Annotated in this window: 9 protein-coding genes; 1 reads left to right on the top strand and 8 read right to left on the bottom strand. The window is 43.7% G+C overall.

What is annotated here, in order from left to right:
* Nucleotides 1-45 precede the first annotated feature (45 nt).
* The 8 genes from EII32_RS05615 to EII32_RS05580 all read right to left on the bottom strand — a co-directional run bounded on the left by EII32_RS05615 (nt 46) and on the right by EII32_RS05580 (nt 10,119).
* Nucleotides 46-696, bottom strand: a complete 651-nt coding sequence (locus EII32_RS05615; RefSeq protein WP_125234463.1) for a DUF3256 family protein — start codon at nt 694-696, stop codon at nt 46-48.
* Nucleotides 697-1,134: 438 nt separating this feature from the next.
* Complete coding sequence (locus EII32_RS05610; protein WP_125234462.1) at nt 1,135-1,674, bottom strand: 30S ribosomal protein S16; 540 nt, start codon at nt 1,672-1,674, stop codon at nt 1,135-1,137.
* A 161-nt stretch (nt 1,675-1,835) separates the two neighbouring features.
* Entirely contained in the window at nt 1,836-2,291 is a 456-nt protein-coding gene (locus EII32_RS05605) for a YqaA family protein (RefSeq protein WP_125234461.1), read from the bottom strand.
* A complete protein-coding gene (locus EII32_RS05600) occupies nt 2,267-3,217 on the bottom strand; it encodes a hypothetical protein (RefSeq protein ID WP_125234460.1) in 951 nt (316 codons plus the stop codon). Before EII32_RS05600 ends, EII32_RS05605 begins: the two co-directional genes overlap by 25 nt.
* Nucleotides 3,218-3,301: 84 nt before the next feature.
* Nucleotides 3,302-4,570 carry a phosphoribosylamine--glycine ligase gene (gene purD / locus EII32_RS05595; protein WP_125234475.1) on the bottom strand — a complete coding sequence of 423 codons (1,269 nt, stop codon included), beginning with the start codon at nt 4,568-4,570 and terminating at the stop codon, nt 3,302-3,304.
* A gap of 443 nt (nt 4,571-5,013) precedes the next feature.
* Nucleotides 5,014-6,237, bottom strand: a complete 1,224-nt coding sequence (locus EII32_RS05590; protein ID WP_125234459.1) for an NAD(P)/FAD-dependent oxidoreductase — start codon at nt 6,235-6,237, stop codon at nt 5,014-5,016.
* Between the two features lie 155 nt (nt 6,238-6,392).
* Nucleotides 6,393-8,558 (bottom strand): S9 family peptidase, encoded by a 2,166-nt coding sequence (locus EII32_RS05585; RefSeq protein WP_125234474.1) that lies wholly within the window; start codon nt 8,556-8,558, stop codon nt 6,393-6,395.
* On the bottom strand, nt 8,548-10,119 hold the full coding sequence (locus EII32_RS05580) for a class I SAM-dependent RNA methyltransferase (protein WP_125234458.1): 1,572 nt from the start codon (nt 10,117-10,119) through the stop codon (nt 8,548-8,550). The genes EII32_RS05585 and EII32_RS05580 overlap by 11 nt, the downstream gene beginning before the upstream one ends.
* A gap of 531 nt (nt 10,120-10,650) precedes the next feature.
* Here EII32_RS05580 and EII32_RS05575 point away from each other — a divergent pair.
* Nucleotides 10,651-13,983, top strand: coding sequence for a DUF2723 domain-containing protein (locus tag EII32_RS05575; protein WP_125234457.1), 3,333 nt, complete (start codon nt 10,651-10,653; stop codon nt 13,981-13,983).
* Nucleotides 13,984-13,989: the final 6 nt, after the last annotated feature.

The following is a 13,989-nucleotide window of genomic DNA, read 5'->3' as shown; positions in this document are numbered from 1 at the left end:
ACGGTAACCAATCTTTTTAACATCTTAACAATTTAAATTATACTCTTAACATTCCATAAAAGCATGCCCGTTCCATTTAAATTTCCTTTGTTTGATTATCGGTATAATATTCTTTTTATCTTCATCATTAAGCAAAGGGAGAGAGAGTGTAAAAGAAATAACCGGTTCTGAAGCGGACAAGTCTGCACTAAGCATTACGAAATCAAATAAGGAGAGGAGTTCATCGTATTTCGTTGCAGGCATGCTGTCGGGACGATTTGTAAAGTCTGTCTTTATCTTTTCTATGTCATTCGATGTCGGCAAACCAAAATTATCTTTAACCGGCTGCCATTCTTGGGTAAAGAAACTGACCTCGCTTTCAATTTCAGGTGCCTTGAATTTCTTAACTACACAAATAACAAAAGAGTTGTCCGTTGATAATTTTTTCAACTGCAATGTTGCACTGACATTCAGTGTTACACAGGCATAATCATCTGTCAACGTGTCCAATACAGTTGTTCCGTCAAGTTTGTTCTTTAATTCTGATTTCATTTTTGTCCGATACAATTCGGCAATCTCCGTACGTTTCTCTTTATCAAGATATGCAACAATGCTGTCAGGCATTTGAATCCATAAATCGCGCATAGATGTCTGCGCATAGGAAATGAAAGGAAATATTATAGTGAATAACGAAATCTGGAATAACGATTTATTCATATTTTACATGTTAATTATTCTATATACAACATTACAAGTATGTTTGCAAATTTATAAAAAATATCGTTACCAACCAAAACATTTATCGTATTGTTGTGCAATTCCGCCGTAATTGCACAACAATTTCGGCGAAATTGTTCGCCAAAACAGCCGTATTTGCTTATCAAAACCGACTGTTTTGATTACATGTAAATCGTAAAATGATTATTATAAAACAAACTTGCGGGAAATATTTATTGCCAATTTCGGTCTGAGTACGACATTTGCATATAAATTCGATGTCTGCCGCACCATGCCGTCCTACCATTACAACAAGTGTTTTCAATGATAAACGGAGAAAATATTCGTATCTCTTTCTCCGGAAATCTCAATACGAAAAACGAGCGGAGTATCTCATTTTGAAAATACTCCGCCCGTTTTATGAAGATAATTTTTTTATCAAGCCTCTGCAGGTGTTTCTTCCGTAGAAGTCTCTTCCGCATTTTCGGCAACTGCAGCCTCTGCCTTGGCTGCAGCCTCTGCGGCTTTCTTGTCAGCCACTTTCTTTGCTATAGCCTCATTGATTTTCTTCTCGGCATCAAGTTCTTTTGCCTCAGCCTCTTTCTTGGCCTTGGCATCCGACTCGCGTACCGCCTCAAATCCTTTCTCTTTAGCAATCTTCCATTCTTCGAACTTACTCTGTGCAGCCGCCTCATCGAAAGCCCCTTTCTTGATACCGCCGCGCAGGTGCTTCATAAGATACACACCTTTATCTTTAAGGATATTGCGAACTGTGTCTGTGGGCTGTGCTCCGGTTTCTACCCAATAGAGAGCACGTTCGAAATTCAAATCTACTGTGGCCGGATTGGTATTAGGGTTGTAAGTACCAATCTTCTCAGTAAATCTACCATCACGTGGTGCTCTTGAGTCAGCGATAACAATGCGATAGAAAGCGTATCCCTTGCGACCGCCGCGCTGCAATCTGATTTTTGTTGCCATTTTGTTGTTTGTTTATTTGTTAAATAGGTTTGAATTTTATGCCACCATCACGTAGTAGCGGCTGCAAAGTTAATACATTATTCTGAAATACCGGCATTTATACACCGGCAGATTGCCTTTATTAACTTTTTTTCATTATGCGTAATCATAAAAAGTTGTATTTAAGATACAAACAAGCCTGCACCATATACAAGCAATACATAACGTATCACCTTGCCCGTAGTAATGCTTGAAATGGTAAACAACAAGTTGGAACGCATAAGTCCCAACAGAACGACTATTGCGCTTCCAAGTATTGGCAGGAATGCGAAGAAGCCCATCAGTGCTCCACGGGCTCCCATAAACTTTCTTGCTCGATTCATGTTTTTCTTGCTGATACGCAGATAACGTTCAATCCACTCTGTTTTTCCCATCCTGCCAACACCGTAATTTAACATGCTACCCGCAACATTTCCTATGCTGCCATAGGCAATAAGCGGTAAAGGGTCGAGTCCTGCTGCAAGCAAAGCAAGCATGACCGCTTCGCTGCTGAACGGGAAAATGCTGCCTGCAAAGAATGCAGATATGAGCATTCCCCAATATCCGTATCCTATCAAAATGTCAGTAATGGAGTCCACAGGCTAAAGAAAAAAGTTATTAAAGGTATTGAAACGGCAACTATCAAAAGAAGAATCGTAAGTATATTGGTAAGTCTTGTGTGTGTAAGCGACACGAAATGTGCTATCAACGGACTTGTATTTATTATGGCTATACGTATGAGTATGTCGAAATGTATTGGCTGTAATATTATGAACAATATCGTTGCAATATTCATTGTTATGAACATCTCGAAAATCATACGGGTGCGTATCTTGTCCATATTGCTGTTTCTCAAGAAATGTACTATTCCGATTATAGAACATGTAACGACAAAAGCAAAAGTGGCAAACTGATAAGCATTGATGCCGGATAAATCTGCAACAGACCCGAACTCGGCTATTGACAAGAAATGTTCAGTAAAAATCGTAAAATCACCAACCAAAGCATAGTAGCCCGCAACGAACCAATAAGGAAGGAGGAGCCCTAAAAACGAAGCAGATAATGTACGCCAACCCATTGCTGTCATGTTTGTTGAAAGCATGACCAACAATAAAGGCACATAGAATAACATTTGCACAAACAAAACACTGGCCAACCCCACAAAGAAAAAAGCATAAAATACCCGTCCTGACGCATCGTTATTCTGAAATGAATGCAGGAATAATATATAGAACGACACTGCACACACATCTATAACTCCGCCTTTTAACGAAGGAAGCAGATATACCGAACTGCACATCATTACCATGAATGCACTCGAAACAGTACGGCTGTATATACGTATCAAAGAATTGGCATTGTTCAACTCTACCAACAAAAAGGCCGTAATGGCAAAACATGCGGCTGGAAGCCACAACTGCCTTTGTACGAGTCCCGACACCAACCATATTGCCGCGGCAATGACACTCATCACCGGCAGTGTCATTCTTCCTTCTGCAATTCTGTTTTGAAATCGCTTAACCATGTATTATATTGTTCGCATTTCTTCACTCTATGTTCCGCCCGACTTCGCAAAATAAAGTTTTCGATTTGGGGCGTAGAGAGAACGTTAAAGATCTTTTCCGATGTCCGAACGGAGATACTTGTCTGTAAATCTTATCTTGTCTGCCTCCGCAAAAGACCTGGCAAGAGCCTCTTCCTTGTCTTTTCCGTATGACGACACCGCTATTACGCGTCCTCCGTTTGTAACAATTTTGCCATCTTTTACCATTGTACCGGAATGGAACACGACACTTTCTTTGACATCTTCCAGTCCTTCTATTACATATCCTTTTTTGTATTCCTGCGGATAACCTCCACTAACAAGCATTACGCAAACTACGGCACGCTCGTCAAATTCCACTTTCCGCTTGTCAAGGTCGCCGAGAATAACTCCTTGGAAAAGGTCAACGATGTCACTCTTCAGTCTCAGCATCACGCTCTCCGTCTCCGGATCACCCATACGGCAGTTGTATTCTATCACCATTGGCTCGCCTCCAACGTTTATAAGTCCGAAGAATATAAACCCTTTGTAATCGATACCTTCTTCTGCCAAACCTTCAACAGTAGGTTGTATAATACGTTTTTCTACCTTATCCATCCACTCTTTCGTGGCAAAAGGAACAGGAGTGACACTGCCCATGCCACCGGTGTTTAGTCCCGTGTCATGCTCTCCGATGCGTTTGTAATCCTTTGCCTCTGGCAATATTTTATAATGTTTTCCATCGGTGAGAACAAACACTGAACATTCCATGCCGTCAAGATATTCCTCTATTACAACCTTTGATGATGCGTTTCCGAACATTCCACCGAGCATCTCCCGCAGTTCCTTCTTCGCCTCGTCGAGTGTCGGCAATATGAGTACACCCTTTCCGGCGCACAAACCGTCGGCTTTCAGCACATACGGTGCATTAAGCGTCTCAAGATATTCCAATCCTTCTTCGAGCATAGTACCGTCGAACGTTCTGTATTTTGCCGTGGGAATGTTGTGACGTTGCATGAAATCTTTTGCGAAATCCTTAGAACCTTCGAGTACGGCACCTTGTTTTGACGGTCCGATAACCGGTATATGTTTGGTACGTTCATCATTTACGAACTCGTCGTATATGCCATTAACGAGCGGATCTTCGGGTCCTACAACAACCATGTTTATCCCGTTGATTACTGCAAATTCCTTAATTTTATCAAACTCATTTACACCAATCGGCACGTTCTCGCCGACATTAGCGGTACCTGCATTTCCCGGTGCGATATATAGTTTCTCGCACTTTTCGCTCTGTGCCATCTTCCATGCAAGGGCATGTTCACGCCCTCCGGAGCCAAGAAGCAAAATCCTCATTGATTTCACCATATCTATTTCCGGAAAATAAACAGTCTTTTCCTTTACAGGAACTCGTTGCACTATAAAATTAATACTCATATTGTTTCTTATTTACGACTGCAAAGTTACAACAAATCACCGTAATATTAGCAGTTATTTGAAAGTTTAAAAGAAAAAAGACTTTAAAACAAAACAATCTGACAACAAGTGTTTTTATTGTAAGATTGTTTTAAACATGCTCAATATTGTAAATTAACTTATTCGATTAACGGTAATATTGGTATTGTTTTTTATTATTTGCATACAAAGTATTTAAGTCAAGTACATGAATAATTTAAAAGCCATGTAATCATATTATTAACATGATGCAAAGATAAACAAAAAATGGTAACAAGAAAGAAAAATATGTATTTTTATATTATAGGTTGATAAGTTCTTGTCACAAAGACATCATGGAATGGTTACTTCGAGGCATTCTCTCCCGCAACATATCCCATCGTCCATGCCGCCTGCAGATTGAAACCACCCGTTACGGCATCAACGTCGGTTACTTCACCGGCAAAAAAAAGTCCGGGGACATGCTTGCTTTCGAGCGTATTGGAGTCTATTGATGATAGCGACACGCCGCCGCATGTAACAAATTCGTCACGCCAACGACTCTTTCCTTCAACATGATATATATCATTTGTAAGCATTTCTACAATCTTGTTGTGCAATTTCTTTCCTGTCTCTCCCCATCTCTTATCCGCAGGAATACCAATTTTCACAATCATATAATCCCACAGTCTTGCAGGAATATCGTATGGTCGTGCGTTAGTGATTATCTTTGCGGCATTCTCATGTGCCGTTCTCTCAATGTTTTCCAAAATTAAAGATCTGTCTGTAAGACCTATCCAGTTTACCGATATATCAAAACTATATTGCCGTTCACTCACAATACGTGCTGCGAATGACGACAGACGCAGCACCGCAGGACCGCTCATTCCCCAATGGGTGATGAGCAGCGAACCGTCGCCGCGCATTTTCTCTCCTACAATTCCCACCGAAACATTCTCAACAACCGTACCCATAAGATTGCGCAAATGTTTATCTGCGATGTTGAATGTGAATAGAGATGGAACAGGTTCTGAAATATCGTGACCGACATTTGCAATGTAATCAAACGAGGAAATACGATGATGTCCTCCGGTAGTTACCACAACTTTGTCTGTTTCAACACGTTTTTTGTTTTTATTAAAGAATAAAAGAAAATGCTTTTCTTCTTTTTCCATGCGCAACAATACATGCTCCGTCTTTATGTTTACACCCAACCTGCGTCCCTCGTTGAGGAGACACCTCACAATAGATTGTGCATCTTGCGAGCGTGGGAACACACATTCGTCTTCTTGTTCCACCAAAGGTACTCCACGTTTTTCAAACCAACGTAATGTATCTTTATGGTCAAATGTTTTGAAAAGACGTTTCATCAACTTATCCCCACGCGGATAAACTTTTTTCAGGTCGGTAACATTTGCAAATGTATTTGTGAGATTGCACCGCCCACCTCCGGTTATCCCAACCTTTGCCAATGGCACACTACCCTTTTCAAAGATTGTAACAACAGCATTCGGATCTATCTCCTTTGCTCTTATTGCTGCAAAGAAGCCGGCTGCTCCGCCACCGATGATTGCTATTCTTTTTGACATTTCCATTTGGAGATTGAGAGAGAATGGTTCGAAAAAATGGGATTTTAAGAGTTAAAAAATAAGGAGTTAAGACAACATATTCCATAAAAATACTTTTTATTTATCCGTCGGAAGATGTGTTGTCTTAACTCCTTAATTTAATAATATCCTCAACGTTACTTCAGGTAATCCTCGAAATACTGCGTTATTCGTTCATGTAGATGCACACTCTGATGTCCTCTCATGTTGTGCGGTTCGCCCGGATATACGAAGAAATCCGGCTGCGTGCCCACCTCTATACACTTCTTTATGAACGAAAGGCAATGCTGCGGCACAACTGTAGGATCGTTATATCCTGTTATTATCTGCAGTTTTCCTTTCAAATCTTTTGCTCTCGGCAGCAGTGATGTCTTGGCATATCCTTCCGGATTGGTCTGCGGTGTGTCCATATAACGCTCGCCATACATCACCTCGTACCATTTCCAATCGATTACAGGTCCCCCGGCAACTCCCACTTTAAATACATCGGGATGGTTTACCATAAGTGATATTGTCATAAAGCCACCGAAACTCCATCCGTGAACGCCTATCTTTTCTTGGTCAACGTATGGCAGCGACTTGAGATATTCCACACCTTTCATTTGGTCTGCCATCTCTACCTGTCCCAGTTGACGGAATGTTGCTTGTTCGAAGTCGCGCCCTCTGTTCTCGCTGCCGCGATTGTCCATAATGAAAAGAACATACCCTTTTTGTGCCATGTAAGTTTCCCACGAACGGCTGCTCCAGTGCCACCGTGCGTCAACATTATGTGCATGAGGGCCTCCATACACATATACCACAGTGGGATATTTCTTCGATGCGTCAAAATCTGCCGGTCTAACCATTCGGTAATACAAATCTGTCGTACCGTCGGCCGCTTTTATCTTACCCGACAAGAACTCCGGTATTCGGTAGCCTTTCCACGGGTCTGCCGCCTTCATGTAAGGCTTTGCGTCTGCCGCAGTTCCGCTCTTGGCATTAGTCTGTGCTATATTGATGACGCGTGGAACGTCCGGCTCGGAATAGTTGTCATAGAACCAAGTCCCCGACTCCGATATGTTTGCGTTGTGCCATCCGCGACCATTGTCGAGTCGAGACATTTTCCCGTCGGTCACATTCACCATGTAAATATTTCTCTGAATGGCATTGTCCTTGTTTGCCGCTATGATTACAGATTTGTTTTTCTCATTGAATCCGCACACTTCCATCACAACCCATTCTCCTTTTGTCAACTGTTTCAATTCTTTTCCAGACTTGTCGAAAAGGTAAAGGTGGTTATATCCATCTTTCTGACTTTGCATGACGAACTTGGTTTTGTCCCATGGCAAGAACATTACGGGATGCAACGGCTCTACATATTTTTCCGATGTCTCTCGATAAAGTTCAACAACGCGCTCGCCGGTTGTGGCATCGTAACTCACAAGTCGGCAGTCGTTTTGGTCACGATTAAGTTCGAACATGTATATCGTTTTGCTGTCCAGTGACCATGATATATTTGTGAAATACCTGTCTGTGGGGTCGCCTGCTTTCAGATAGACAATGTTTTTCGTTTTTATGTCATAAACCCCCACTGTAACTTTGTGTGACATTTCGCCAGCCATTGGGTATTTGTCCGGCTCGCATGCTGCAATGCTCGGGTCTATGTTTACCTGCGGATAATCTGCCACCATAGACTGATCCATGCGATAAAAAGCCAGTTTCATTCCGTCGTTGCTCCAAAAAGTGCCTTTCGATATTCCGAACTCATCACGGTGTACGGCAGTTCCATAAACAATATCCCTGCTGCCATCGGTTGTCAGTTGTCGTTCTTCGTTGTCTGCATCTCTCACAAACAATTGATGTTCCCTGACATAAGCCACGGCTCGGCTTTCTTTGTTCCATTCCCCGTTGCTCTCGTCCGTGCACGACTGTCTCCATACCACAGTGTGTTTTTTGAAATCGATGAGCATGCGCTCGCTGCCGTTCTGTATCATGACGTACGGTTTGTCGGCATACGGGAACGAGACATTGTAGAAATGTCGGAATGTCTGCGAATCTTTCGTTCCTGCCCATTTGTTTATTTCCTCTGTGCTTGCAAGCACTTTCTCGGTGTGTTTTTTCTTGTCAACAAGATAACAAGCATCTATGTCGAGACGCACCAACTCGTCTCCCCACCATGCAAACCACTTATTCTCCGGCACCATCTTCCGATAGTTAGTGCCACCATAGTTGATGTCTTCAAGAGTAAAAAGTTTGTCTTGAGCCATTCCGCCCATCGGTATCATTACCAGTGACATAAACAATAAAACATTTTTAATCTTCATATCTACGCCTTTCTTTGCTTTTAAATTCACGCTTATAACCTCCTTTTGATTGTCTACCGCCATTGCGGAAGTCTCGTCCACGGTCATTATTGTCTCGTCCACGACGGAAATCTCCGCCCCGTCTGCCATCGCGTCTATATCCTTCATGCCGTTTATCGCCTCTTTCGGTTCTGCGTTCACGTCCCTCACGATAATCATTTTGGCCAGCATTCTTGCGATCCCTCTTTATTCTTTCTATGCGCTGTTTGGATATTTCGTATGCCGGATGGTGTTTGAATGTGAACGAACGAATGTCGCCGGCTTCCATCTCCGCGTCTTCGTCGAGTCTCTTTTTAAACTCGCGATGTTCCTTGAAACGGCGTTTCTCTGCCATGGCCGCCTTTTCTTCCTCTGTCTTTATTTCGTTTCCATCGCTGCGGAAATCGCGGAACTTTCCTTCGAACATCTGGTATTTGCGGAACTCGCATTCCAACGAACCATTGAATACGGGAATTTTTATCGACGGTTTCAGTCCTATCTGGTCGAAACATTCTTCACGGTAAGAGAGCACCCATGCCGTGTTCCCTGTGAAAGCATTCTTCAACTTCTCGCCAATCATTTTGTAAGTGGCAAGCAGGTTAGGTGTGCTTATGCGTTCTCCGTACGGCGGATTGGTGACAAGTATCGCTTTCTCCTCCGGCTGTGAGAAATCTTTAAAATCTTGTTGCTCTATCGTCACACACTGCGTAAGTCCCGCAGCCTTGACGTTCATGCGTGCCTTACCCACAGCTTTCGGGTCTATGTCGTAGCCGTAGATGTGATGATGAAACTCACGCTCGCCCGAATCGTCATTATAAATCTCATCGAACAGTTCTTTGTCAAAATCTGCCCATTTCTCGAAAGCATACTCCTTGCGGAACACCCCCGGCGATATGTTGCGTGCTATTAGTGCCGCCTCTATCAGCAATGTACCGGAACCGCACATGGGATCTATGAAATCCGTCTCTCCTTTCCAGCCCGTCATTAGTATCATTCCGGCGGCAAGCACTTCGTTGAGCGGTGCTTCCACCGAGTCCTGACGATACCCGCGGCGATGCAGACTCTCGCCCGACGAGTCGAGACATAGTGTTGCATCCTCGTCTGCTATGTGTATATGCAGACGCAGGTCGGGATTTGCCACCGACACGTTAGGGCGTTCGCCGCTTTTCTCGCGGAACTGGTCGGCAATGGCGTCCTTAACCTTATATGCCACAAACTTGGAGTGTCTGAATTCTTCGGAGAACACCACAGAATCCACGGCAAACGTTGTCTTGTTGTCCATGTATTCACTCCAGTCGATGTTTTTCACATTCTCGTAAACGTCCTCTGCACAGCGTGCCTTGAACCTGCTGATGGGTTTTAGTATCCGTATTGCCGTATGCAACTGGAAATTTGCACGATACATCAATTCCTTTCCACCGGTGAATGAAACCATCCGGCGACCAATTTCCACGTTGTTTGCTCCAAGGTTTGAGAGTTCTTCTGCCAATACCGGCTCTAATCCCATGAAGGTTTTGGCTATGAGTTCAAATTCTTCGTTCATCAAATTTTATGTATGTTGTTATTTTTGTTTTTCCTTTTTGACGCTAAATTTATATAACGGTACAAGCAACCTGCCTGCCGACAATTCTCCCACAGCCTGCATTATAGTCTGATTAATATTGCCTGTACTCATCTCGGTGGTGTGTCAATAAAAATAAGAAAATCGCTGCAAAGTTACTTTTTTTATTCGATACGGCAAAGAAAAACGACGAAAATACACCTTGTTTGTTTTTTCTTAAATGGTAAAATCGCCGAATTTGAAAATCAAATCAGGCGGTTTTGGTGAGCAATTTCGGCGAATTTGTAATGCAAAACGGGCGATTTTGGTTTACGCCACACGGCATTCGACAGCAGACGAGACGGCACTTAGTGCAAAAAACATGCCTGACAGTGCATTTTAAACGGTTTTCAGTCCATTTTCATCATAACTTAAAAAAATAAAAAAGAAGACACACTAACACCATATTTACATTATTTATTGTACCTTTGCAAGTCAGTTAAGAGAAATATCACAAATAACAATCACGAGTCAATGAAAAAATTTAGATTGGTCGATAACGTGCTTGGGTGGTTGGTTTTTGCCATCGCCGCAATCACATATTGCCTGACCATTGAGCCGACAGCCAGTTTTTGGGATTGTCCCGAGTTTATTACGACCGGATATAAACTTGAAGTAGGACACCCCCCCGGAGCACCGTTCTTCATGCTTACGGCAAATATTTTCTCGCAGTTTACAAGCGACGTGACGCAGATTGCACGCATGGTAAACACCATGAGCGCGTTGCTCTCGGCAACGTGTATCCTTTTCTTGTTTTGGAGCATTACCCATTTGGTGAGAAAACTTCTCGTGGATAACATAAGCGAGATGACACTTACACAGATGATAAGCATCGAGGCAAGTGGTATTGTGGGTGCATTGATTTATACTTTCAGCGATACTTTCTGGTTCTCTGCCGTAGAAGCAGAGGTATATGCCTACTCTTCTGCCTTCACGGCAATAGTGTTTTGGCTTATTCTGAAATGGGAAGACCATGCCGACGAACCGCATTCGGATCGCTGGCTCGTGCTGATTACCTATATGACGGGACTATCGGTAGGTGTCCACCTGTTAAATCTTCTATGCGTGCCTGCAATCGTATTGGTATATTATTACCGCAGATTCCCCAACGCGAACCTGAAAGGCTCGCTTGCGGCATTGGGCGTATCATTTGTCATAGTGGCAGCAATCCTGTATGGCGTGGTTCCGGGAATTATCACCGTTGGCGGTTGGTTCGAACTGTTCTTCGTTAACACCTTGAACATGCCGTTCAACTCAGGCACAATAGTATATCTCTTATTGCTTGTAACCGTAGTGATATGGGCAATATGGGAGACTTTCTCCGACAACAGCCAAAAACGCCAGAACATTGCCTACCTTGCATCGGTCGGCATGCTCGGCGTTCCTTTCTACGGATATGGCTGGGGAGCATTTTTTATCGGCATAATAGTACTTGCAGGCCTTGCTTTTGTGCAGTTTTACAAACTTAACGGAAAAAATCTTGTCACGACACGCTTCAAGAACACCACTCTGCTGTGCATGCTCATGCTGATGATAGGATATAGTTCTTACACGTTAATAGTAATCCGCTCGGCTGCCAATCCACCGATGGATCAGAACTCGCCGGAAGACATTTTCACGCTGGGTTCGTATCTCAGTCGCGACCAATATGGTTACCGACCTCTGTTATACGGACAGGCTTACACGTCTGAAGTAAAGCGCGACGCGAAAGGATATGCCGTGGAAAGCGGCGGAGCACCGATATACCAGAGAAAAGAGAAGGCTTCGGCAGACGAGAAAGACTCTTATTTCATCGTTGACCATAAGAAGAACTATGTTTTCGAACAGAACATGCTGTTCCCGCGAATGTATGATCCTGGTCATGCCGAGTCGTACGAAAGTTGGATGGGCGGTGTTGACGGAAGAATGGTTACCGGACAATTCGGCGACAATATAAAGATTCCGACACAGTTAGAGAACATAAAATTCTTCATTTCGTACCAATGCAATTTCATGTATTGGCGATATTTCATGTGGAACTTCGTGGGAAGGCAGAACGACATGCAGGGAAACGGCGAGGCGGAATACGGCAACTGGATTACCGGTATAGGGTTTATAGATAACCTAAGGCTCGGCGACCAAAACATGCTGCCGGACGATTTGAAGGCGAACAAAGGGCATAACGTTTACTATTGTCTGCCACTGTTGCTCGGACTGATTGGTCTGTTTTGGCAGGCATTCTACCAACGCAAGCGCAAGGTGGTGGTTGACGGAGTTACCCATAAGGAGATTGACCCGGTGGGCATACGTCAGTTCTGGGTGGTATTCTTCCTTTTCTTCATGACAGGACTTGCCATCGTGATATATCTTAACCAGACACCCGTACAGCCACGCGAACGAGATTACGCATACGCCGGTTCGTTCTATGCTTTCGCAATATGGTGCGGAATGGGAGTGGCAGCCATAATCGACCTGCTCGGCAAGATAAAGGTAAAAGGCATCGTGCCTGCTGTCGTAGTGGCACTGGCGTCACTCGGAGTTCCGGTTCTCATGGCATGCCAGAATTGGGACGACCACGACCGCTCCGGACGATATGTTTGTCGGGACTTCGGACAAAACTACCTTATGTCCATGCAAGACAACAATTTCCCGATAATATTCACAAACGGCGACAATGATACATTCCCATTGTGGTATGATCAGGAAACCGAAGGCATCAGGACAGATGCACGCGTGTGCAACCTCAGTTACCTGCAAACCGATTGGTATATCGACCAGATGAAACGTCCGGCATACGATTCGCCGGCAGTTCCCATAACATGGTCGAGAATAAACTATGAGAGTGGCACAAACGATTGGGTTTTAATAGACCCGAGCGGAAAAGAACAGATAAGGGAGTTTTACCGACAGAACCCGGAAGCTGCACGCAAACAATTCGGCGACGACCCCTTCGAGGTGTCGAACATCTTCAAGAACTGGCTGCAAAATGAAGACCCGGAAATGCGCATAATACCGACAGACACACTGCACCTGAAAGTGGATAAGGAAGCGGTAAAACGCAGCGGAATGTTTATGCCGGGCGATACAATACCGGACATTATGGAAATATCGCTTGCAGGACGGCGGGGACTTTCGAAAGCAGACATCATGTTGCTCGAGATGCTGATGCAGTGCAATTGGAAACGACCGCTATATGTAGCAACCACGGTAGGCTCGGAAAACTACATGAACTTAGGCGAATACTTCGTATGCGAGGGAATTGCAAACCGCATCACACCATTCAAGACAAATCAAGAAGGAGTGAAGAGTTTCGACACCAAACGGGTGTATGACAACTTGATGAACAGATTTAAATTCGGAGGAGTTGACAAAAAAGGAATTTATCTCGATTGGACGATAATACGTATGTGTTACACTCACCGCAGACTGTTCGGCGAACTTGCACTCAACCTAATCGCTGAAGGAAAGAATGCCAAGGCATTGGAGGTTCTCGACCGCGGAGCAAAAGCAATACCTTCGTACAATGTTCCGATTAACTACAGCAGCGGAGGATTCGAATTTGCAAAAGCATATATCATCGCCGGCAATAAAGCGAAAGCCAAACCGTGGCTCGATGAGACGTTCAAGAACGCAGAGCAGTATGTGAAATGGTATCTGTCGCTAAATGATAACCGTTTCTCACAATCGTACAACGAGTGCATGAACAATCTGTTTATAATGAATAAGTGTATTGAAATTGCAGACGCGTTCGGAGACAACTACAAGATGGATCTTCAGAAACGTACTATCATACTCGGAGATATATTCCGAAAGAGAGCCGGAATATAATAAACA

Source organism: Prevotella sp. OH937_COT-195 (assembly GCF_003932845.1).
Lineage (GTDB): Bacteria > Bacteroidota > Bacteroidia > Bacteroidales > Bacteroidaceae > Prevotella.
This window is presented reverse-complemented; position numbering and strand designations above follow the sequence as displayed.

Bases quoted from the DNA above. Each gene is read 5' to 3' on its own strand.
- EII32_RS05615 (WP_125234463.1), bottom strand. From the start codon at position 696: ATGAATAAATCGTTATTCCAGATTTCGTTATTCACTATAATATTTCCT.
- EII32_RS05610 (WP_125234462.1), bottom strand. From the start codon at position 1,674: ATGGCAACAAAAATCAGATTGCAGCGCGGCGGTCGCAAGGGATACGCT.
- EII32_RS05600 (WP_125234460.1), bottom strand. From the start codon at position 3,217: ATGGTTAAGCGATTTCAAAACAGAATTGCAGAAGGAAGAATGACACTG.
- purD (WP_125234475.1), bottom strand. From the start codon at position 4,570: ATGAGGATTTTGCTTCTTGGCTCCGGAGGGCGTGAACATGCCCTTGCA.
- EII32_RS05590 (WP_125234459.1), bottom strand. From the start codon at position 6,237: ATGTCAAAAAGAATAGCAATCATCGGTGGCGGAGCAGCCGGCTTCTTT.
- EII32_RS05585 (WP_125234474.1), bottom strand. From the start codon at position 8,558: ATGAAGATTAAAAATGTTTTATTGTTTATGTCACTGGTAATGATACCG.
- EII32_RS05580 (WP_125234458.1), bottom strand. From the start codon at position 10,119: ATGAACGAAGAATTTGAACTCATAGCCAAAACCTTCATGGGATTAGAG.
- EII32_RS05575 (WP_125234457.1), top strand. From the start codon at position 10,651: ATGAAAAAATTTAGATTGGTCGATAACGTGCTTGGGTGGTTGGTTTTT.